Genomic DNA, 22,768 nt, shown 5'->3' with positions numbered 1-22,768 from the left:
ATAATTTTGCATCCGTCTGACTTATTAAACATTTTATAAATGGATTTATCCCCCCATAAACAACCCAATTTCGATAATACCGAAGTTGCTTTCCGCCAAAAAACAAATGCAGAATTAAAAAAGGCTTATTGGCTTTTTAAAATGATTGGCAGTAATTTTTTAACCAAAGTTGGGCCTGCCATTACTAATTTCTTTTTAAATATTGGCTTGCCCATTCAAGGTGCAATAAAGGCGACTATTTTTCAGCAATTTTGTGGGGGCGAAACCATTGCAGAGTGCGATAAAGCGGTTGATCAATTGGCAAAAGGCGGTGTTGGAACCATTTTAGATTATTCGGTTGAAGGGGAGGAAGAAGAAAAGATTTTTGATGAAACCTGTGAAGAAATTATCAGAACAATTTTGCGTGCAGATGGAGATGCTAAAATTCCGATTACTGTTTTTAAAATTACCGGAATTGGTCGCTTTGCTTTGTTGCAAAAATTAGACGCCAAGGAAAAGTTATCTGATCAAGAAAAGGCAGAATTTGAAAAAGTTAAGCTTCGTTGCGAAATGATTTGTCGTACTGCTTTTGATAAAAGTGTGCCGATTATGATTGATGCCGAAGAAACCTGGATCCAAAATACCATTGATGAATTGGCTTTAGATATGATGCGCAAGTTTAATCGCGAACGCATTATCGTTTATAATACCTATCAAATGTATCGCCATGATAAATTGGCCGATATGAAAGCAGATCATTTAATTGCGAAGGCCGATGGATTTATTTTGGGCGTTAAGATGGTTCGTGGAGCATACATGGAAAAGGAGCGCAAACGTGCTTTAGAAATGGGCTATCCGTCTCCAATTCAGAAAGATAAAGAATCATCTGATCGCGATTACAACGAATCTTTGCGCTATTGCGTAGATCACATTGAGGAAATTGCCATTGTTGCCGGTACGCATAATGAAGACAGTAGTCGCTTGCTTACTTATCTTTTGGATGAGAAAAAAATCGCTCATAACCACCCGCACGTATACTTCGCCCAGCTTTTAGGGATGAGCGATAACTTGAGCTTTAACCTTGCAGATTCTAATTACAACGTAGCCAAATACGTTCCTTATGGGCCGATAAAAGCTGTAATGCCGTATTTGTTCCGCAGGGCACAAGAAAACACGTCAGTTGCCGGGCAAACAGGAAGAGAACTGGGTTTAATTGAAAGGGAGTTGAAGAGAAGAAAGCTATAGTTGGTTAAACTAATTAGCTATAAATAGAATTTCTTGGAAATGAACGTTCGGTAATTCTTCGATTGATGTAGTCCCGCTTTACGCTATATCGCCAGTGAAGAACTGGCGGATGCCGCTGCAATCGGGTTTAAAAAAATCAGTTCAGTGAAATTAGCATAATTTTCCGTTGCAAAACTCTAAATAGAGGATTACAAATCCTCATTTCGGCAGACGGGATTACAAATCCCGACTAACTGAATTCAGGGTGACGATTGTTCTTGCAATATTTCATAAAGCTCCTAGACAGAAAACTTTATTTCTTAACCACAAACCCTTGCTTGCCCGTTAACAAATCATAAAACAAAATAAAATCACTGGCAAGGCTATAACAAGGATACTTGAAGGTTGCAGGTTTATTCTTTTCAAAAAAGAAGTGACCAACCCAAGCAAAGCCATAACCCAAAACAGGCATTGCTAAAAAAAAATGCCAGTTGTGAAAGAGAAAACCTGTGAAAAAAGCGAGCGCAACTAATCCCGTTCCTATAAAATGTAAAATTCTGGAAGTTGTATTGGTATGTTCTGTTAAATAGTAAGGATAAAATTCCTTAAGCGATTTAAATTGTTTCTCTGGCATAATCTAAATTTACAGAATTCCGTTCGCTTTTAAAAAAGCCTGTAACTGAGCTGGCTTTTCTGTCATTAACAGCGTATTTAAACCAACTTTTTTTGCGCCTTCAATATGCTGTGGACTATCATCAATAAATAATGTCTCTGCTGGATTTAGGTTGTTCTCCTTTAAAACCTGTTCGAAAATATTGGTGTTGGGCTTACGTAATTTCATATGCTGAGAAAAGTAGGCCTTCTCAAAATACTCATCGTAATTATTAATTTGGAAAGTTGTTTTTAAATAATTGATGATCCAATCGTAATGGATTTCATTATTGTTGCTTAACAGGAAAGTACGGTATTTCTCTTTTACTTTCAACAATAAATCATGGTTTTGTTGGATGGTACCGATTAATAAACTATTCCAGGCTTCGTCAATCTGTGCATCTGTTAAATCTGGTTTGTTGGCTGCTTTTCTAATTCCAGCTCTAAATTCTGCAGGCGAGATTGTAGCAGTTTCAAAATCGTCAAATAATTGATTATGAGATTTATGTGCAAAGAAATTCTCAATATCTGCAACACCAAGTTTTGCAAATGAAGCTTGGGCAATTTTAAAATCTATATCGAATATTACGTTACCGTAATCAAAAATGATGTTTTTTATGTGTTGCATGAGTAATTCTGATTATGCTACAAAGATATTATTGCTGTGTTAAGCCAGTGTATTAAATTTTGTTTTTTAAATAAATATGAGGCTATGAATAAAAATAAATGTAATCCTGAGCTTGTCGAAGGACTTGCAGAAACCGCCACCTAAAGCGTTTCGACAAGCTCAACGTGACAAAAATAAAGACAAATTCATTTTTGATACAGCCTCATAAATAAAGATGAATTTAAAGAGATATAACGGTAACCGATTTTATAACTGGTTTCTCGCTATCAGCACCTTTGAAAATAAAATATATTTTATGGAATTTTCCGTCAGAAATGGATTTAATCATTGTATTGCCATTTATTTTCGATTTACCCAATAATTCTCCACCTGTATTATCTAATCGAATTTCGACTTCATAATTGCTACTATTAACTAAATTAAATTTAAATCCGCTGATGTTTGTTAAATCAACGTGGCTTAAACTGAAATCACCATTATTTTCGTTTAAGGCAATTACTTCAGCTCCAGAAACTTCTTTTTTCTCGAAGCCTTTTAAGTCGTTTATTTCAGAAGCATCAATTTCATTGCGCTTTAAATTAATAGTATTAGTTGTGGTTAAGGGTTTTAGTTTTGCAGTGCCGGCATCGGTATAAGTCGCTTTCAAAGTTAAAACCGATTTCTTTTTATCAACATTATTGGCTGGCGTAATTTTTCCAGAAGTTGGTAATGACGCAGCAACCGCATCTTTATTGCTTAAAGTCATAATCCACTCTGTAATTTTTTTAACCTCAGCTTCTTTCATGGCTGGATGGGCAGGCATCGGGATTTCGCCCCAAACGCCAGAACTTCCCTTCATTACTTTGTTGGCCAGATAATCTACTGCCTTAGGGTCGCTTTGATATTTTGCGGAAACCTTTTCAAAAGCTGGGCCTATAGATGTTGCTGATATCTTGTGGCAAGTACTGCAATCTGATTTAAGCATTAAAGTTTTGCCAATAAGTGTTTGTGCAGCCTGTTGATGGCCCAATTGTGCACCAGCCAAATCACTCCCTTCAGTATAAGTATTTGAAATATAAATGCGTTCCTTATTTACGGTTGCACCTTTATCTGATACCAACACTTGATAATCGATAGCTTTGTTCGGGAACCAAAAGCTTTTGTTGCCATTTAAAACGATATCGACATTTGGATGCTCATTCCCTGCAAAAACCGGAATTACCTGGCTTTTTGACGAAGCCTTGATTTTGTCTAAAACGAGAACACTCACAGGATATTCGCCGGCAACTGTGTAAGTATACTTTAATTCAGGAACTGTTGTGGTTTTTTTAATCCCATTTCCCAGATTCCACACATAAGTTAATGCATCTCCATCAGGATCTGTTGCTTTTACCTTCGCTGCAAGTTTATAAGGCAATAATCCGCTTGTTTTGGCAATTTCTAAATCTTCAATATTTGGCGGTCTGTTTCCTTTTAAATAATCAATTCTGGTAATTCCCGCATCTGGGTTTTTAGAGAACCAGCCTTTCCCATATTCTAAAATATATAGTTTTCCATCAGGGCCAAGTTCCATATCAATTGGGGCATTTAAAGATATTTTAGAAAGCATTGGTTCCATGCTCTTATAATCGCCTTGTGGCGACATGGTTACAGCTTTAACCCAACCACGAACCCATTCATAAATAATCAATTTCCCGTTATAATAAGCTGGGTATGGCGATGCACCAGGCTTTGCGTAATAAACCGGGCCAGCCATTGCAGTTCTGCCTCCAGAACCAACCTGCGGAAACTCTTTCGATTCGCCATAAGGATACCAAATAAATGCTGGTTGTGCTGGCGGTATAATTCCCAAACCCGTATTGTTTGGCGAATTGTTTATTGCACCAGCAGGATCAAAAGGATTTCCACTTTGACCGTTTGTATAATCGTAAGCTCGGTAAGGGTAGTTGTTTCCGATAAAATATGGCCAACCGAAATTGCCGGCTTTACGGGCTTGGTTAACTTCATCATAACCACGAGGACCGCGAGAAGGATCGTCGTTCGTTGCATCAGGCCCAACTTCGCCCCAGTATAAGTAACCAGTTTTTTTATCAACCGAGATTCTATAAGGATTTCTATTACCCATTACATAGATTTCTGGTTTGGATTTTGGATCGTTTTTTGGAAATAGATTCCCATCTGGAATGCTGTAAGTCCCATCATCATTCAGTTTAATTCTTAGAATTTTGCCTCTTAAATCATTTGTGTTTCCGGCAGATCTTCTAGAATCGTATTGCTCTAAACCTTTACGATTATCCAATGGTGCATAACCGTTATTTACATATTGTTGCTTGGGCGCATCGAAAGGAGTGGAGTTATCTCCCGTAGAAACATATAAAAGATTATCGGCTCCGAAAGCTATTGATCCACCAGTATGGCAACAGATTTCTCTCTGGGAATAAAACTGAAGGATAATTTTTTCGGATGATTTATCAATTTTATCATTAACCAATTTAAAGCGTGATAAGCGATTTACCGATTGATCAAATGGGCTGTAAAAAAGATAAATGTATTTATTGATTGCAAACTTTGGATCTGCAGCCATTCCCAATAAACCCTCTTCTGCATTCACATCCGGCGTGCTGGTTTTAAAATAAACATCTAGTTTTCCTGCCTGAGATAATTTTTTAGTTTGATTTTTATAAATCAAAATTTCGCCACGGCGTTGGGCAACAAGAATATCTAAATTGGGCAAAACCGCTAATTCTGTTGGTTCTGTAAATTCTCCCTGAACAAGATTTACCTTAACAAAGCGATCCTGATTTGGAGTATCAATTCTATTTTCAGATTTTAGGGCAATTTTTTTTTGAGTGTAATGATTTTTATTTAGCGTGGCAGCATACAAAAAGGAAATGGCGATGAATGAAGTTGCCAGTGTAAAAATAGTTTTCATTTATTTGGTTTATGTGTGTTTACTTAATAAATATAGAGGATTGTTTTTCAGCCGGGGAAAATATATCAATATTTATACGCAATCGCTCATTACAGTTAAATAGAGCATTTTTAATGCGTTGCCGATAAAATATAATCTGCCAATCCATCAATATCTTTTTTGCTAATTGCGCCATTCCATGCGGGCATTCCTTTTGCAACTACGCCATCTGTTATGGTTTTTACGATTGATTTTTTGTCAGAACCGTAATTAAATTTCCCACCGATTAAACTTCTCACGGCTTCAGTTCCTTGAAGCTTATCTCCATGGCAGGAGGCGCAAAGCTGTTTAAACATATTTTGAGAAGTATTTTTTACCAAGTCACTTTTATTATTTGCTGTAATTTGCTGACTTGATGCAAAAACAGTTTTATCGGTAGATGGACGCAACCTCAAAATCATATCGTAAGGTCGTTCGCCTTTGCTTTCCGGTAAATCAAAATTTGAAGTAGATATATAGATAAAGCCATCAGGACCAACAACTACAGATCGAATCCTGCCGAATTGCTTTTTAAGAAAAACTTCCTGTTCGCTAGGCTTATCAAGAGGGATGTTCAAAATGGATTCGCCACGCAGGCAACCGACTAATAAATTTCCTTGCAGGGTTGGAAATGCTTTTCCTACATAAAATAAAGCTTCTGAAGGCCCAATAGATGGAGTATATTCAAATATTGGAGATTTCATGCCTGCTTTAGCATCTTGATGGTGAATAACAGGCCAGCCATAATTTGCACCCTTCTCAATAATATTTACTTCATCGCCACCAGTTGGACCATGCTCAGTTTCGTATAATTTATTTGTACCTGGCTGAAAGGCAAGTCCCTGTGGATTTCTGTGTCCATAAGACCAAATTTCTTTGCGGGCAGTATCACTTTTAATAAAAGGATTATCAGATGGAATACTTCCATCGTCGTTTAATCGAAGAATTTTACCATTAAAGGTTTTCAAATCTTGTGCACGCACAGGTTGATCAGCATCTCCTGTGGTAATATAAAGTTTTTTATCAGGACCAAACACAAGTCTACAACCAGTATGATTTCTGGCTGCGGGAATTTTTTCAATTAATGTTTTTGGATTTAATAAAGTATCGTTTTTATATTCATAACGTACAACACGAAGCCACAAAGCATTATTTTCGCCATAGTTGTGCGCTATATAAATTAAATGATTTTTTGCAAAATCCGGATGAATAACCATGCCCAGTAAGCCGGTTTTGGATTCAGCCTTTATATCATTTACAATAAGAACCGGTTTTTCTTGCAGTTTTCCATTTCTATAGTGCCTAACCTTTCCCGTACGCTCCGTAAAAAGCATAGATCGATCTGGAAGAAAAGTAATTTGCCAAGGCACCGTTAAGTTCTCAGCTAGCGTATCAATTTTAAAAGATAGTACCTGCTGATTTTTTGTGTTTGATTTATAAATAAACCCACTTGCGAAAGCCAATAGCATTATAATTACCAGATAAGTAAATGCTTTTCTCATAGATTAGATTTGGTTGTTAAATCGTTTTACTAATTAGTTAAATATAGATAAATATTTGATTCTAAGAAAGAAACATAACCAGATCTAAAAGGCAAAAGTGATTTATTATTTAAGGATGAGGATGGTCCCATCATTTTTTAATTTATAGTAATATTGTTTTTCGTGCTTACGTTCTAATATTTCTATAACTTCAACTTCACCCTGTTTTCCGGTGTCATCTTTAATGGCATCGCCTTCCTTAACATTTTCCAGATCCCTGTCTGAACTGTTTTTACCTAACTTTTTCATGCCGAATCAATTAATTAAAACCCTAAAGAAAATTAACACTTCAGCTTACAATAAGTTTGTTTTTTGTAAAACCTAATTTTTGTTTTGGATATATTGGCAATTAGAGAGGCCAATAGAAATGTTTTATATTGCATGTAGAAGTATTTGGTTGGCCACTAAAACGGAAATGCAATCATTCTAAGTAATCCGATCACTGCAAATCTTCTTATCCAAATCGCATATCTATTAAATGGGCCATATTGTCTACTCTACTACTTCCTTAGGCATGTTGTTTATATATTTAAATATCTAATCCCTAAATAAAACAGTATGGAAGGCGTAATAACTGCTTATAATAAGCAAAGAGGCTTTGGCTTAATTTCTCAGTTTATGGTAGAGCAAAGCATTTACTTTGATATTGTTGACTGCAAAGTAAAAGGCTTATATATTGGAAGTTCTGTTCAATTTGATTTATCGTTAACCAAAAAAGGGCATGTGGCAAAGAACATAACAGCAACCCCCAAAATCAAAGTGCGCAAAACCAAAAAAACCATTGCTCAGGTTGCTTATTAATTGCTGTTGCTAAAAGAATTTGCTAAAGTTCTAGCCTGAAGTTTTAGTTCCATAAAATCCATTACCATATCCCGTAAATCTTGCAGAAATGCAATTTCGAAAAACTCGAGTTGTCTGGGTTGTTTATCTAGAATACAAAAGGTTCCCAAATTATAGCCTGTAGATGTTTTCAAAGGGAAAGCTGCATAAAATTCTAAACCGAGCCCACTCGCAATTAACGGGTTTGCTAATGTTCTTGGATCAACAGAAGCATGTTCTACGGTGTAAAATCCATCTACCATGATTGCGGATGAACAAAGCCCGGGTGCACGTTGTGTTTCTTGCAAATCTACACCATGAGCAGATTTAAACCAGATTCTGTCTTCATCAACTAAGGATATAATGGCTATTGGAACATTTAAAAACTGCGATGCAATTTTTGTAAAACGATCAAAGGCTCCATCTTTTGGAGTATCTAAGATTTTATAGCTTTTCAAGGCTTTTAGACGAAGCGCTTCTTCGCTTTCAACTTTTTCGGGACGCATTAAATAATAAGGATAGTAAAACGTTTAAATATACCTATCGAAATTATTTGCCATTTAAGTTTTTTAATAAATCGCACAACCTACAGTGATGAAAATTACATTAATATGATTAAAAAATGCCTTAGCGATTAATTAAATCCATAATCAAAAAATATTGTGTCCGTGCTAAAATTAAAACCATTAGAATGCAATGACAATTATAATTACATTAGGGAATGGGCGATACAGTTAATTTTGTTTTAGGCGTAGTTTTCATACTAAGCGGATTTAGTGTTTTTTGTGTAATTTTTGGTGGAAAGAAAGCAAGCTGAACTTAGCTATATCTTAAAAATTATCCTTTAATTATTTTTTTTTGGAGCTATATAACAAAGCTTCCAACTTCTATCTATTGTGTGGTTTTTCATCATAATGAAGCACCAAATGGAATGATGCAATTTTATATCGTAATCATAATCTCATTTTGGTTACGAGTGTATTTTTTATGGAAATGTTTCTAATTTATCATAAAAAAATAATCTCAAACATTCGTGTGCAATAGGGGTTAAGAAAAATAGAATTAATCAATTTTATTTTACTCAAAAGAAAAAATAATGGGAAATAAATCATTAACCTTTAAACTAGGCGAATTAGAAATTAATCGTTTAGGTTATGGCGCTATGCAATTAACAGGAACCGGCGTTTTTGGTGAAGTTGCCGATCGGGATAACGCTAAAAAAGTATTGCAGGTTGCGGTAGATAATGGTGTTAATTTTATTGATACTGCTGAAGCCTACGGACCACAATTTAATGAAACACTAATTGCTGATGCGCTTCATCCTTACAAAGACAGTATTGTTATTGCGACTAAAGGAGGTTTTAATCGCCCGGGACCAAATAATTGGGTGCCAAATGGAACTCCAGATTTTATAAGACAGAATATTGAAGGAAGCCTCCAGCGTTTAAAAGTTGATGTTATAGATTTATGGCAACTTCATCGAATTGATCCAAAGGTAAATGTAGAGGAAACTTTAGCTCCAGTTGTCGAAGCGGTAAAAGCTGGCAAAATCCGTTATGTTGGATTATCGGAAGTAACAATAGAACAAATTAAACAGGTGCAGGAGATTTTACCCATTGTTTCCGTACAGAATATGTACAATTTGGCGAACAGGCAATGGGAAAATGTATTAGATTTTACAGTAGAACAAGGACTTGCATTTATTCCTTGGTTTCCATTAGCTTCAGGACCAACCAAACTGGAAGACAAGATTAAACTTATTGCAGAAAAACATGAGGCTACTACTGCCCAAATTGCCTTAGCCTGGTTACTTAAAAGATCTGAAAATATATTGTTAATCCCCGGAACGAAATCTGTAGAGCATTTAAAAGAAAACTTGAAGGCTTCGGAAATTGAACTTTCTGATGAAGAGTTTTCATCATTATCGAATTAATCAATCAGCTCATCGCTAAAAAAGAAATCCCGGCTCAAAAAGGCAGGGATTTCGTGCTTTTATGGTGTGCCTGCCCAACGCGGATCTCCCGCTCACAGGACTTTTTTATCTCTATTTTTATATTCAACAATTTAGGATTTTATTGGTTTTGTTTTGCACAATAATTTTGCACAATCTGTTAGTAACTAACATTTTGTAATTTTTCTTAAAAGAAATTGCCTTACCCTATTCATTTTAGCCATTATATTCCGATTAGCTATGAAATTTAGACTAACGATGTAATTTTGGAGCTGATAAGTTTGAGCTATGAATATAACATTTCGTCTCACTCGTGAAAAGGCTAGGTTACTGGACGATATTCTTAATGAGTTTGGAGAAGAGAAGATAATAAGTACAAAAAGAGTATTGAAATTGTTTAAGGGAAAGGAAAATTTAGCAGTTGAATATATTGCTTTATTGGTTAACCTTAATTTGATTAAAAGAATTGGAATTATAGAAGGTAAGGATTTTCCTACAAGATTGGGGAAGTTGCCTAATGCAGAAGATTTAATGTTGATTGGTGGTTTTGCAGATGTGCATGATATGGAAAGTTGAGACAAGTTAGATAATTGGATAAGATTACATCATCAGGATATAGAGAATAATCTATTAATGAGATGGCTACATCTATAATTTTTATAAAACAATCCTATTTTTATTATGTTTAGATAATAAATCTAACGCAAATGAAGCTAGGAACGGTAAAATTTTATGATAAGGAGCAAGGTTTTGGATTCATTACCTCTTCTAATGGATGTTTTGAATTAAGAGTTTATGCTCATGGCGTAATAGATCCGATAGAATCCAACAACATTGTTCAGTTTGATGTTGAACAAACTAAACTTGGCGTCGAAGCTGTAAAAGTTACAGTGCTTAGTGCGTAATTAAATTAATTGTTCAATTTGTTCAAATAAGAGCAAATAAAAAAGTAATAACTAAATTTATTATAGCTTCTCAGGATTGAAGGCCATATAGAAATAATGACAAAAGGGTAGGGCTTAAGCCTTACCCTTTTATTTTATAATTAAAATTGTTCCGCTGTTTTTTAATTTAAAGTAATATTGATTGCTATTGCGGTGCTTAAGCACTTCAATTTCTTCAACGTAACCTTCTTTTCCATATTCATCTTTTACTTTATCTCCAACTTTAATCGATTCCAGATCTTTTATCGAACTCGTATGCTTAATAATCATGATCCAATAATTAGAATTTAATAGAATAATGTTAAATACGTAACTATTTGATATTCAGATTTTCTACTAAACTATTCATGTTTTTTTTAAAGGTTTTAAAATAAAATCGTTAATGGTTCTCTTCAATTTTTGAATAGGTTTTTAAATACTTTTTGAGCATTTCTCTGGCCACGTGGATTCGCGTTTTTACCGTACCCAATGGAATTCCGAGCTCATCCGCAATTTCATGATATTTAAATCCTTCAAAATACTTAACAAATGGAACACTGTAAGCCTCGGGCAAATGATTTAAGGCTTTGTCAATGTCATCAACAATCATTTTACTAATTGATCCATTTTTTTCCGAACTGTACATTAAATTCATCGAAGAGATATCTTCCTCTTGCGTAATTAAGGTTTTCGACTTCACTATCTTGCGATAATTATTAATGAACGTATTTTTCATAATCACAAAAAGCCATCCCTTAAAGTTTGTTCCTTCTTCGAAATTATTATAAAAACGAATGGCTTTAAGCATAGTATCCTGTACCAAATCGTTAGCATCTTCTACATCTTTGGTAAAATTTAACGCATGCATTTTTAGGGATGCGGAGTGGCTGTTAACCATGTTGTTAAATTCAATTTGAGTCATGATATATAGGTTAGGGTGATATTAAATTTTTAACAAACGCTGTACCATTCCAAAACAATCCTTTTTGTATTAAATACCCGATTAATTACGATTAAATACGCTCTGGCGCAATAGGAATCAATAATAATCGATCGTAATAAATCTGTGATTTTAAATATTGAGTATTAATACGCAGATTTTGTTAATCTTTTTGAAACAGTGTGTTTAAAATATTGTACAATTTTTCCCTATAAGAAAAATGCTGTTTTTTAAACAAAACATTTTGACCGTAAATAAGCTTATAATAAAAACCTAAAACAATGAACGAATTAATAAATCAGCTTAATTATTTTTTTGGCGATAAATCACTGGAGATCAATTTAATTGGGCCTGCCGAAATAAATATTGTTTTGAAAGATCAAGACGATGCGCCTCAGCTATCTCAAGATTTGCAAAATCACATTGTTCAAATTGTAAACGAAGATACACTTGCAAAGATCAATTTCGTAAATGGAGAAGGAAAAACCTTAGATAGCTTTGCTTTAAATCAATAACAGATTTTATTTCTAAGCATTTGTTTTCTTAAAAACCATTAGAATTTTTTGTTGTTCTCAATGGAGAATTGCTGATGCCCAAACGATGGAAATAAATATTCTCAAGAGAAAGATAGGATTAAACTTTAACGAAATTGGGATAGCTGAGATCTGGCTTTGGGCACCTTTTGCTTCTGAAGTTTCGGTTTTGATAAACGATTCAAAATTAAATCTGCCTTTGCAAAAACAGAATTTTGGATATTGGTTTTTGCAATCCGATTTGATTCACCCACTTGATGAGTATCATTTCGAGATATTAAGTAAAGAGGTAAAAGAATCGAAAGAACACAAACTATTGAAAAGGGCAGATCCAGCTTCACTATTTCAGTTTAATGGTGTAAATGGAACGTCTAGAGCCTTTGATCTAAATGCCTTCCAATGGACCGATGAAAATTGGACAGGAATAAATTTAGAAAGCTTCATCATCTATGAACTTCATGTTGGTACTTTTACATCAGAAGGTAAGTTTTCATCAATAGAAAATAAACTGGATTATCTTATTTCGTTAGGGATAACGGCAATTGAGCTTATGCCTGTTGCTCAATATCCCGGAAATAGAAACTGGGGCTATGATGGTGTATTTCCATTTGCCGTTCAGGAAAGTTATGGAGGTCCAACCGCTTTGCAGCACTTGGTTAATGTCTGTCATTTAAAAGGGTTGGCCGTAATTTTAGATGTTGTTTATAACCACTTCGGGCCAGAGGGAAATTTCTTTGCAGATTTTGGCCATTACTTTACAGATAAATATCAAACTCCATGGGGACAGGCCATAAATTTCGATGATGCCAATTGCGACAGTGTAAGAATTTTTTTTATCGAAAATGCTCTGATGTGGTTTAGAGATTTTCATATTGATGCTTTACGAATGGATGCTGTACATGCCATTAGAGATTTTGGAGCCGTGCATATCTTATCAGAAATTAAAACCCATGTAAATCAACTCACAAAGGCTATAGGCAAAAAGCATGAGCTTATTGTCGAACTCGACTTAAACGATAATCGATACATCAATCCACAAGACAAAGGTGGTTTTGGTATGGATGGCCAATGGATTGACGAATTTCATCATGCCTTAAGGGTATCGGCGGGGCAAGAGCGCCACGGTTATTATGCCGATTTTAATGGTGTTGATGATTTGGCAAAATCTTATAATGATGCTTACGTGTACGATGGGCAATACTCTACCCATAGAGAAAAACATTTTGGAACACCAGCTCATGGAAACCTAGGAAAACAATTTGTTGTCTTTTCTCAAAATCACGATCAAGTTGGAAACAGAATGCTTGGAGAAAGAACCAGCGTTTTAGTAAGTTTCGAAATGCTAAAATTAATGGCTGGTGCGGTATTCTGTAGTCCGTTTTTACCCTTAATCTTTATGGGCGAAGAATGGGCAGAAACCAATCCTTTTCAGTTTTTTGTTAGCCATAGCGATAAAGATTTAGTGGAAGCGGTTCGAAAAGGCAGAAAAGCAGAGTTTAAAGACTTTCATAACGAAAGTGATACGCCAGATCCACAAAGTGAAGAAACATTTTATCAATCAAAATTAGATTGGAATAAATTAAATGTCGATCAACACAAAACCATGTTGAATTATTACAGGAAATTAATAGCCCTTAGAAAAAGCAATCCGGTTTTAGCCAATCTTAATCGTAATAATACGAATGCAGAAGCATTTTCAATGCAACAATGTGTGCTGTTAAAACGATGGAATGACCATCAAAAAATAGTGTGTGTAATGAATTTTTCAAATGTGGAGCAGGAAATTCACATCGATAAAGATTTTAAAAATTTAAGCCCATTGTTAGATTCATCTGCAACCGAATGGGCCGGACCAAACCTGTATTCTAATTCTATCTCGCCCGAAGGCAAAATTTCCATTTCAGCAGAATCCATTCTTATTTTTTATAGCCAAGATGTTTAAACCTAGTTCAACTTACCGCATCCAATTTCATAAAGATTTCGATTTTAATGCACTTGATCAAATCATTCCTTACCTAATCAAATTGGGTATCGATACCTTGTATGCCTCACCAATTTTCGAAGCTGTTCCTGGCAGTACACATGGTTATGATGTTGTTAACCCATGGATGATAAATCCTGAGATTGGAACAGAACAACAGTTAATTGCCATTTCCAAAAACCTAAAACATGCCGGAATTTCATGGCTACAGGATATTGTTCCCAATCATATGGCATTTCATCCCGATAATAAATGGTTAATGGACGTTTTAAAAAACGGATCAGAATCAGCATTCGCTTCATTTTTTGACATCGATTTTAAGCAGGGCGATGGTAAGTTAATGGTTCCCTTTTTGGGCGAGGATTTGGATGAGGCTATAGCCAATAAAACATTAAAAGTAGAAGAAATAGATGGAACATATTTTCTGAATAGTGGCGATGCAAATTGGCCCTTAAATGCCGAAACGGTTAAAAAACTATCCAAAGAAAATTTAAAAGCACTAAACAAAAATGATGGCGAATTAAAAAAGATTGTAAATGCACAACATTATCGTTTATGCAATTGGCAGGAGACAAATACGCGGATTAATTATCGTAGATTTTTTACCGTTAATGGTTTAATCTGCATCAATATCCAACATCAAAAGGCTTACGACCTTTATCATAAATATATTTTTGAACTTGTAGAAAAAGGAGTTTTTCAAGGATTGAGAATCGATCACATCGATGGTCTCTACGATCCAAAACAATATCTAGATCGCTTGCGAAAATCGCTCGGGAATGAAGTTTACATTGTTGTTGAGAAAATTCTCGAAAGTGGGGAGGAAATGCCAAGCAACTGGAATGCCCAAGGCAATACAGGCTACGATTTTTTGGCCATAGCGAACAATCTTTTTACCAATACACAATCAAAAAAAAGGTTTAATGAAATCTATCAGCAAGTTATAGATAAAAAGTTAAACCCTTCTGCTTTGATCCACCAAAAGAAAACCGCTATTTTATTTGAGCATATGCAAGGCGAATTGAACAATTTATGCGCCCTGTTTCTTTCTTTAAAATTGATTGAGGTTCCGGAGTCTGAATTAAAAAACCTAAAGTTAGCCATAGCAGAAATGCTTATTCAAATGCCCGTATATCGGTATTATAATTATGGCTTTCCTTTAAATACTGAGGATGAAAAATCAATAAAAACATTGCTAAAACCCATTCTTCTTAACAAAAAACTAAGTAATGCTGGCAATTTACTTTATGAGGCATTCCTAGAAAAACCATTGCTCAATAATGTAAATTACAATAAAAAAATAAAACAGTTTTACCAGCGGTGCATGCAGTTTACCGGTCCGTTGATGGCAAAAGGGGTAGAAGATACGGTGATGTTTACCTACAATCGTTTTATTGGGCATACAGAAGTTGGAGATGCGCCAGATGCTTTTGGTTTAACAGCAAATGAATTCCACCAAAAAATGCTTGATAGGCAAAAAAAATGGCCTCTAAGCTTAAATGGAAGTTCTACCCACGATACAAAAAAAGGCGAAGACGTGCGGGCAAGGTTAAATGTGCTTACAGATTTACCAAAAGATTGGGCCAATTTAGTCGATAGCTTACTGCATAACTTCAAGGAACTTCAATCCATTTATCCATCATTTAAATGGCTTCATAAAAATGATATTTACCTAATCATTCAAACCATTATTGGTGCCTTGCCCTTTACTGGAGAAGAAGATGATGATATTGATCTCCGCTTAGAACAGTTTATACAAAAGGCCCTTCGCGAGGCTAAAAAAAGATCGGATTGGGCAGAGCCGAACGAAAAGTATGAGGCAGAAATGAACAACTTTTCTCAGGCCATCTTGCATAAGAAACACAACAGTAGAATAAAGATTAAAGACTTTTTAAATGATATTTCTGATTTTGCCATTGTAAATAGCTTAGCTCAGTTAACTTTGAAATTTACCTGTCCGGGCATTCCAGATCTTTATCAAGGAACAGAGCTTTGGGATTTAAGTCTTGTTGACCCAGATAATAGGAGGCCAGTTGATTTCGAAATTAGAGATAAATATCTAAATGAGATTGATGGTACACCGATCAAAACACTTTGGACAGAACGTTCATCTGGCAAAGTAAAATTATGGCTTACCAAACAATTACTAGAAATTAGAAAAGTTAATAAAGATGTTTTTGAACAAGGTGCTTACATTCCCCTGCAGGTTAAGGGTAAATTCTCCAAACATGTTTTTGCCTTCGCCAGAAAGTTTGAAGAGGATTGGATAATGACAACAATTCCGCTCGGGCTGGCGGAACTTTGCAAATCACAAAATGTATCTGCTTCTAAATTCAATTGGGCAGATACCCAGATTCTTCTGCCAATTGATGCTCCATCAACTTGGATGGATTTGCTGACAGATAAACAAAGTAATAAAGACATTCTTAACGAAGGCATTTCTTTAAATGAAATTTTTAATGAAATACCAATATCCGTGATTAAACTTTTGCCTAAGAATCACGATCGTTCTGCAGGGATATTAATGCATATAAGTTCTTTACCATCTAATTTTGGAATTGGAGATTTTGGTAAAAATGCATTCGTATTCGTTGATTTTCTACAGCAATCAAAACAAAAATATTGGCAGATTTTACCGCTTAACCCAACTAAAGCCGAAAATGGGCATTCTCCATATTCTAGCAATTCTGCAATGGCTGGAAATGTATTGTTAATCAGCCCCGAAGGTTTGGCAGAAGATGAGCTTTTGGTAGAAAGTGATCTTAATATTTTTGAATTTCCTTCAACAAATATCATCGATTTCGAAAAAACCGAGAAGGCAAAGCGGAAGTTGTTAAAAAAAGCCTACAAAAATTTTGTTAAAAGTGGTGATGATCAACTGCAAAAAGATTACGCTTCATTTTGTATCACCGCTAGCGATTGGCTAGACGATTTTTCTATTTACACCTCTGTGAAGCAAAATTTTAAAAATCTAGAATGGTATAATTGGCCTAACGAATTTAAATACAGAGATTCAAAGACTTTAGCCAATTTCGAAAAAGAAAATCAAAAGGAAATTGAAGAAATAAAGTGGGAACAATTTATTTTTTATCGCCAATGGTATAAATTAAAACAATATGCAAACGAAAAAAAGGTGCAGATTATCGGCGATCTTCCATTTTATTTAGATTACGATTCTGTTGAAGTTTGGTCGCAACCTGGCAACTTTCTTTTGGATAAAAAATTGAATAAAATAAAGGTTGCAGGTGTTCCGCCAGATTACTTTAATGAAAAAGGACAGCTTTGGGGTATGCCTATTTTTAATTGGGAAGTTCTTAAAGAGGATGGTTATACCTGGTGGATTAACCGCTTAAAAAAGAACCTCGAATTATATGATCTTGTTCGATTGGATCATTTTCGGGCTTTTTCGTCTTATTGGGAAGTACCGGCAGAAAATGAAGATGCCATTAATGGGGTTTGGCAACCCGGCCCAAATGCAGATTTTTTTAAAATAATTAAGGAAAACTTAGGCGAACTACCCTTTATTGCAGAAGATTTGGGTGATATAAGCGATGATGTTGAGCAGTTGAGAATGCAATTTAAACTGCCTGGAATGAAAGTACTTCAGTTTTCGTTTGGAGCAGATTTAAGTGGATCGGCTCACATGCCGCACAATTACAAATCAACAAATTGCATTGTATATTCTGGTACCCACGATAATAATACCTTACAAGGATGGTTTCAAAATGAGATTGATCTTAACACATTAAAACGTATTTCGATTTACACCGGAATGGTGGTTAACAAAAACAACATCAATAAGATCATTATTAAACTTTGTTATTCATCTATTGCAAAAATTGCAATAATTCCAATCCAAGATATTTTAAGTTTGGATGAAAACACAAGAATGAATTTGCCCGGAACGAACGAAGGCAACTGGTTGTGGCGATTAAAGAAGAATGAGATTAAACCTTCAACCATAATTTGGTTAAAACAACAAACTGAAATGTACGGGAGAAATGTTTAATTCTCCCATACATTAAGCTTATATCTTTTATTCAGCAGCAGCATCTTGATTTACAAAACCTTCAGCAATTTCTGTTAAAGCAACATCGGTTGCTTTTTCATTTTCAAGCGTTTGGCTCAATAAATCTGCAACATCTGTATGTCCCATGTTTTCAGCAAAAACTTTTAAAGTTCCGTAAGTAGCAATTTCATAGTGTTCAACTTTTTGGGCAGCTAAAATTAATCCAGCATCGCGAATCATTGTACCTTCCTCAGTCTCTTCGATTATTCCATTGGCTTCTTCTAATAAGCCTGCCATGGCATCGCATTTTTTTGCAACAGCTTTTTCATCAAGTAAAGAGAAAATTTGTTCCAAGGTATCAATGTGGCTTTCTGTTTCAACGGCATGTTTATCAAATGCTGCTGCCAATTCTGGACTTGTCGCCGCTTTTTTCATTTTAGGCAAAGCCTTAGATAAATGTTTTTCTGCCCAATAAATGTCCTTCAGTTCGTCTACAAAAAATTTGTGAAATTCAGAATCTTCCATTTTACCAGTTTTATTTTGCGGTTTTGGAGTAGATTTTAAACCAGCTGTAGATTTTGTACTAGCTTTAGCTGGTGAGGTGTTTTTAGTAGCTGATGTTTTAGTATCAACCTTTTTCGTGGTAGTTGCCATAGTTTTTATATTAAGATTTATATGAACAACCATTCAATTTTTGAAAAGGTTTAAAGTATTTTTAAGAAAATAATTGTGATTAGAAATAACTTACCGAGTCTTGTTATCGAAATCCCCACTTCGGTTACTATAGAGCAGAGTATAACAGTACCATCTGCGAAGAACTGCAGGGTGCTCGTTTTTTAAAATTAAAATAATTAAGTTTTTTGGAGACCCAATTTGGTTTTTAAGCAAATTGACTATTGTTTTGCTGATTTAAGTACGCCGTAATGTGATCAAGCGCTATACTTTTAGTTGCTCTAATGGCAGATTTTAAAGTTTCGGCAGTTACGCCTAATCTCGAAGTCCAATAATTTCTGTCTGTTTCTTCCGAAATGAGCACAATTTCTTTTTTAATGCTTGTTTGGCTAGCAATTTTCATAATGTGGAGATTAATCTTTATGATTAACAACAGTTTTGCAATAAAGTTTTAACTTTTTTTGTTTTTTTTCTTTAAAATAAATTTGATTTTTAATATTCCGATCTGTTGTAAGTTTAGTTACGCTTTATTAAACAAATATTTGTTGGTCAAGGTATTAATAATAGAATATCACATCCTATGAAAAACACAATTGTATTAATACACGGCATGTTCCAAAACCCCAAAAGTTGGAGAAATTGGATCGATTTTTTTGAAAATAAAGGTTATGAGGTTATTGCGCCTGCTTGGCCATTGCATGAAGGAGAACCATCAGTTTTGCGTGAACAGGTTCCGTTAGGTCTTGGCGATCTTGAGCTTGACACCGTAATAACGGCAATAGAAACCTTAATTTACAAACTACCAGAAAAACCAATTGTAATTGGCCATTCGGTTGGCGGTTTAATAACACAGCTTTTGGTAAATAGAGGTTTGGCAAAAATTGGCGTTGCAATAAGCTCTGTAGCGCCAAACGCAATGGTAGCATTCGATTGGTCTTTTGTTAAGAATGCGGCAACAATAGCAAACCCGTTAAAAGGAGATCAACCAATTTTTATGGATGAAGAAACCTTTCACAGTGCATTTGCAAACACATTATCAGAAGCAGAATCTAACATAGCTTTTAATGAAACAGCTACACATGATAGTAGAAATGTTTTTAGAGATTGCATGGGAAGTTCGGCGCAATTAGATGTTGAATTGCCACATGTTCCATTGCTGTTTATTGCAGGCGAAAAAGATCAAATTTGCCCAGCAGATTTAAATGAGAAAAATTTCGGGGCTTATAGCGATAAAACAAGTGTTACGGCCATCCATGAATTTGCGAACCGCAGTCATTTTATTTGTAATGAACCTGGTTGGGAAGAAGTGGTTAACTATATAAGCAACTGGTTAGATGCACAGGAAGAACTGGTAAACGATCATCCTAGGCCAGCATTTAAAGAAGTATAATAAACACAAATTCGTTTAAAGCTCGATAGAAATCTATCGGGCTTTTTGTGTTGACTATAAATTGTTAAAACCTTTTAAAGAGATTGATGTTTTGGTTGGGTTAGCATTAACAATCTTAACCTAAACAAATATGTCTGAATCAAGTAATGAGCTCTTTCGTAAATTGGGAGATGTTTCTAATGATGGATATTTTATTTACAAAGTATCTTCCAAAAAATTCGAATACCTTAATCAAGCGGTTTCTAAAATTTGGGAACTCAATATTGAAGATATTAATCAAAACCCACAATCACTTCTAGAAAAGATTCATCCAGAAGATGTTGAGCATGTTATTGCCTGTTATGAAGAATGTTTGTGCGATGGCACTCCAAAAAAATATGAATTTCGCTTAATGCTCGAAATAAACCGCGAAAAATATGTTCGGGTAGTCATTTCATCCATTAAACAGGATGATGAATTTATTTTGGCCGGAACTTTAGAAGATACAACGGTAATGCGCCACAACAAAATTCACATAGAGCAAATTAATGCCCGCAAAAACATTACCTTAGAGGTATTGGCTCATGATCTTAAAGAACCGCTCGGTATGATGAGTTTGGCTGCATCCTCAATAGAAGATGGTATTGCTCAAACCGGCGATCAGTATTTGATGAGTTCTCTCGAATTTATTAAAGAAATGTGTGCCCGAAATCTGCTGCTGGTTAGAAGCATGATTAACAAAGAATTTTTAAAATCAGCAGAAATAGAAATTGGGAAAGATCGTGCCGATTTAGTTTGGGAACTTAGGGATGTCGTTCGGTTTTACAAAAGATCTAGGCTTAGCGATACAAAAACATTCAATTTTACCACCTCGGCAGATCGAATTTATCTTTATTTGGATAGTATGAAGTTTCTTCAGGTAATCAATAACTTAATTTCAAACTCTATAAAATTTACAGACGAGAATGGAGTAATTGATGTCCGTATAGAAGATTACCCTAATTCGGTCGTAATTTCTGTTGCAGATAATGGAATTGGAATTCCCCATGAAATGCAATATGGGTTGTTTGATAAAATTCCAGAAACGCTTAGACCCGGATTAAAAGGAGAGGAAAGTGGCGGTTTTGGAATGGGAATAATTAAGGCTATTGTTGATTTGCATAAGGGAAAAATCTGGTTTAATAGCAAAGTAGGTGTTGGAACCACATTTTACATAGAGTTGCCGAAGTAGCCATTTTAATTTTTACAAATACGTAATTAAATTTGGGCTATGATTAAAATTATCCTAGTGGATGACCACCACATTATTCGAACCTCATTACACGCACTTTTAGAAAAATATGAAGGCATAAAAGTAGTGGCAGAAGTACCTAATGGTTTGGAAGTTTTGAGGCTATTCGAAAACGGGATAGAAGCAGATATTATCTTGTCTGATGTGATGATGCCAGAGATGGATGGACTGAGTTTAATAACTGCTTTAAAAGAAAATCACAATCATACTAAAGTCGTATTGCTTTCTGTTTTAGAAGAAGACAAATACGCTTCAAACGCCTTTGTTTCAGGTGCTTTTGGTTACTTAACCAAAAACGTAGATGCCGATGAGCTGCTGTTTTGCCTACAACATGTTATGAAGGGAAAACGTTATTTATCATCAAACTTATGCATTTCTATATTAGAGAGATTCAATAAATATCTGGGAAGATTATCCGAAAATTCCAATCATCACATCGATTTTTCTGAACGTGAACTGAACGTTTTAAAGCTCATTGCAGATGGCTTAACAAACCAGGAAATCGCCGATCAGTTATATCTAAGTAGGCGAACGGTAGAGAGTCAAAGAGAAGCTTTGATCAATAAAACTGGAACTAAAAACTCAGTTTCCCTGATCCGTTTTGCCATGCGAAATGGGTATATTCAGTAGGTATTTATACCCAATTCGACCATTTTTAATGCGTTTTTTTGGATAGAAAAATATTCCGTAAAAAAACGGGTATTTCTCCGATAACCAAAAGAGTAGGCTTTTTGTTGTTAATTCAATTAATCGAATCTACCTATGGAAAGCTTAAATTTTAAGTGTGACATTTACCAATATAAGCAATCCCTTTTGGACCGTGCTTTTGCTTATACAAGAGATGAAGATGATGCTGCAGATTTGGTGCAGGATACCTTTATGAAAGCCTTCCGCTTTTCTGCAAAATTCGAATTGGGTAGCAACGTTCGAGCATGGCTTTTTACCATATTAAAAAACACATTTTTAAATCACTATCATAAAGCGAAACGCAAAAATGAAATTGTAACCCAGGGTGATGAACTAACATCCGTACAATTATTTCAGAGTGCTTCCTTAAACCATGGAACAAATAAGTTCATGATGGAAGACATTCAAAAAGCACTGTCTTGCTTGCCAACAGATTGTAGATATTGTTTTACAAGATATTTTGAAGGATATAAATACCATGAAATAGCCGACGAAATGAAAATTCCCCTAGGCACCGTTAAAACGAAGATTCACCTTTCTCGAATTCTTTTAAAAAAGATGCTTAAAAACTATAATGTAGGGGTTAATACTTAGAAACGTATTAATTCAAGTATAAATACTTGATTTTAACGTTTTGTGAA

At 34.9% G+C, this 22,768-nt stretch carries 22 protein-coding genes; 12 read left to right on the top strand and 10 right to left on the bottom strand.

What is annotated here, in order from left to right; genetic code table 11:
* Nucleotides 1–39: 39 nt before the first annotated feature.
* Nucleotides 40–1,224, top strand: a complete 1,185-nt coding sequence (locus DF947_RS19685; protein ID WP_109932164.1) for a proline dehydrogenase family protein — start codon at nucleotides 40–42, stop codon at nucleotides 1,222–1,224.
* Nucleotides 1,225–1,516: 292 nt separating this feature from the next.
* On the opposite strand, the gene DF947_RS19680 is transcribed toward DF947_RS19685, so the two are convergent.
* The 5 genes from DF947_RS19680 to DF947_RS19660 form a co-directional block, all read right to left on the bottom strand.
* Nucleotides 1,517–1,837, bottom strand: a complete 321-nt coding sequence (locus DF947_RS19680) for a DUF962 domain-containing protein (protein ID WP_109932162.1) — start codon at nucleotides 1,835–1,837, stop codon at nucleotides 1,517–1,519.
* Between the two features lie 9 nt (nucleotides 1,838–1,846).
* The gene (locus DF947_RS19675) at nucleotides 1,847–2,482 is read right to left on the bottom strand and encodes an HAD family hydrolase (protein WP_109932160.1); all 636 of its coding nucleotides are present in this window, start codon (nucleotides 2,480–2,482) and stop codon (nucleotides 1,847–1,849) included.
* A gap of 220 nt (nucleotides 2,483–2,702) precedes the next feature.
* Nucleotides 2,703–5,393 carry a PQQ-dependent sugar dehydrogenase gene (locus tag DF947_RS19670; RefSeq protein ID WP_109932158.1) on the bottom strand — a complete coding sequence of 897 codons (2,691 nt, stop codon included), beginning with the start codon at nucleotides 5,391–5,393 and terminating at the stop codon, nucleotides 2,703–2,705.
* Between the two features lie 110 nt (nucleotides 5,394–5,503).
* Complete coding sequence (locus DF947_RS19665) at nucleotides 5,504–6,913, bottom strand: PQQ-dependent sugar dehydrogenase (RefSeq protein ID WP_109932156.1); 1,410 nt, start codon at nucleotides 6,911–6,913, stop codon at nucleotides 5,504–5,506.
* A 105-nt stretch (nucleotides 6,914–7,018) separates the two neighbouring features.
* Nucleotides 7,019–7,201, bottom strand: coding sequence for a hypothetical protein (locus DF947_RS19660; protein ID WP_109932154.1), 183 nt, complete (start codon nucleotides 7,199–7,201; stop codon nucleotides 7,019–7,021).
* Between the two features lie 309 nt (nucleotides 7,202–7,510).
* Between DF947_RS19660 and DF947_RS19655 the strand changes: the two genes are divergently transcribed.
* Nucleotides 7,511–7,753 carry a cold shock domain-containing protein gene (locus tag DF947_RS19655; RefSeq protein WP_109932152.1) on the top strand — a complete coding sequence of 81 codons (243 nt, stop codon included), beginning with the start codon at nucleotides 7,511–7,513 and terminating at the stop codon, nucleotides 7,751–7,753.
* Here DF947_RS19655 and DF947_RS19650 read toward each other — a convergent pair.
* Entirely contained in the window at nucleotides 7,750–8,277 is a 528-nt protein-coding gene (locus DF947_RS19650) for a GAF domain-containing protein (RefSeq protein WP_109932150.1), read from the bottom strand. The two genes, DF947_RS19655 and DF947_RS19650, sit on opposite strands and share 4 nt — an antisense overlap.
* A gap of 590 nt (nucleotides 8,278–8,867) precedes the next feature.
* Between DF947_RS19650 and DF947_RS19645 the strand changes: the two genes are divergently transcribed.
* The 3 genes from DF947_RS19645 (at nucleotide 8,868) to DF947_RS19635 (ending at nucleotide 10,627) form a co-directional block, all read left to right on the top strand.
* Nucleotides 8,868–9,704 carry an aldo/keto reductase gene (locus DF947_RS19645; protein ID WP_109932148.1) on the top strand — a complete coding sequence of 279 codons (837 nt, stop codon included), beginning with the start codon at nucleotides 8,868–8,870 and terminating at the stop codon, nucleotides 9,702–9,704.
* A gap of 306 nt (nucleotides 9,705–10,010) precedes the next feature.
* Nucleotides 10,011–10,298: a hypothetical protein gene (locus tag DF947_RS19640; RefSeq protein WP_109932146.1), complete on the top strand. Its 288-nt coding sequence runs from the start codon at nucleotides 10,011–10,013 to the stop codon at nucleotides 10,296–10,298.
* A 131-nt stretch (nucleotides 10,299–10,429) separates the two neighbouring features.
* Nucleotides 10,430–10,627 (top strand): cold-shock protein, encoded by a 198-nt coding sequence (locus DF947_RS19635; protein ID WP_109932144.1) that lies wholly within the window; start codon nucleotides 10,430–10,432, stop codon nucleotides 10,625–10,627.
* 129 nt (nucleotides 10,628–10,756) lie between these two features.
* On the opposite strand, the gene DF947_RS19630 is transcribed toward DF947_RS19635, so the two are convergent.
* Nucleotides 10,757–10,936: a hypothetical protein gene (locus DF947_RS19630; protein ID WP_109932142.1), complete on the bottom strand. Its 180-nt coding sequence runs from the start codon at nucleotides 10,934–10,936 to the stop codon at nucleotides 10,757–10,759.
* Nucleotides 10,937–11,045: 109 nt separating this feature from the next.
* Nucleotides 11,046–11,567: an RNA polymerase sigma factor gene (locus DF947_RS19625; RefSeq protein WP_109932140.1), complete on the bottom strand. Its 522-nt coding sequence runs from the start codon at nucleotides 11,565–11,567 to the stop codon at nucleotides 11,046–11,048.
* 299 nt (nucleotides 11,568–11,866) lie between these two features.
* Here DF947_RS19625 and DF947_RS19620 point away from each other — a divergent pair, with 299 nt between their 5' ends.
* The 3 genes from DF947_RS19620 to treY all read left to right on the top strand — a co-directional run bounded on the left by DF947_RS19620 (nucleotide 11,867) and on the right by treY (nucleotide 18,108).
* The gene (locus tag DF947_RS19620; RefSeq protein ID WP_109932138.1) at nucleotides 11,867–12,100 is read left to right on the top strand and encodes a hypothetical protein; all 234 of its coding nucleotides are present in this window, start codon (nucleotides 11,867–11,869) and stop codon (nucleotides 12,098–12,100) included.
* 85 nt (nucleotides 12,101–12,185) lie between these two features.
* Complete coding sequence (gene treZ, locus DF947_RS19615; protein WP_109932136.1) at nucleotides 12,186–14,060, top strand: malto-oligosyltrehalose trehalohydrolase; 1,875 nt, start codon at nucleotides 12,186–12,188, stop codon at nucleotides 14,058–14,060.
* Complete coding sequence (gene treY / locus DF947_RS19610) at nucleotides 14,053–18,108, top strand: malto-oligosyltrehalose synthase (protein ID WP_109932134.1); 4,056 nt, start codon at nucleotides 14,053–14,055, stop codon at nucleotides 18,106–18,108. The genes treZ and treY overlap by 8 nt, the downstream gene beginning before the upstream one ends.
* Before the next feature lie 27 nt (nucleotides 18,109–18,135).
* On the opposite strand, the gene DF947_RS19605 is transcribed toward treY, so the two are convergent.
* Nucleotides 18,136–18,633, bottom strand: coding sequence for a YciE/YciF ferroxidase family protein (locus DF947_RS19605; protein WP_240615430.1), 498 nt, complete (start codon nucleotides 18,631–18,633; stop codon nucleotides 18,136–18,138).
* Between the two features lie 355 nt (nucleotides 18,634–18,988).
* Nucleotides 18,989–19,183, bottom strand: coding sequence for a DUF3606 domain-containing protein (locus DF947_RS19600; RefSeq protein WP_109932132.1), 195 nt, complete (start codon nucleotides 19,181–19,183; stop codon nucleotides 18,989–18,991).
* Between the two features lie 177 nt (nucleotides 19,184–19,360).
* Between DF947_RS19600 and DF947_RS19595 the strand changes: the two genes are divergently transcribed.
* The 4 genes from DF947_RS19595 (at nucleotide 19,361) to DF947_RS19580 (ending at nucleotide 22,721) form a co-directional block, all read left to right on the top strand.
* A complete protein-coding gene (locus DF947_RS19595) occupies nucleotides 19,361–20,170 on the top strand; it encodes an alpha/beta hydrolase (RefSeq protein WP_109932130.1) in 810 nt (269 codons plus the stop codon).
* A gap of 130 nt (nucleotides 20,171–20,300) precedes the next feature.
* Nucleotides 20,301–21,380, top strand: a complete 1,080-nt coding sequence (locus DF947_RS19590) for a PAS domain-containing sensor histidine kinase (RefSeq protein ID WP_109932127.1) — start codon at nucleotides 20,301–20,303, stop codon at nucleotides 21,378–21,380.
* Nucleotides 21,381–21,419: 39 nt separating this feature from the next.
* Nucleotides 21,420–22,070: a response regulator gene (locus tag DF947_RS19585; protein WP_109932125.1), complete on the top strand. Its 651-nt coding sequence runs from the start codon at nucleotides 21,420–21,422 to the stop codon at nucleotides 22,068–22,070.
* A gap of 132 nt (nucleotides 22,071–22,202) precedes the next feature.
* Nucleotides 22,203–22,721: an RNA polymerase sigma factor gene (locus DF947_RS19580; protein ID WP_109932123.1), complete on the top strand. Its 519-nt coding sequence runs from the start codon at nucleotides 22,203–22,205 to the stop codon at nucleotides 22,719–22,721.
* The last annotated feature ends 47 nt before the right edge of the window (nucleotides 22,722–22,768 follow it).

Source organism: Pedobacter paludis (assembly GCF_003173575.1).
GTDB lineage: Bacteria > Bacteroidota > Bacteroidia > Sphingobacteriales > Sphingobacteriaceae > Pedobacter > Pedobacter paludis.
This window is presented reverse-complemented; position numbering and strand designations above follow the sequence as displayed.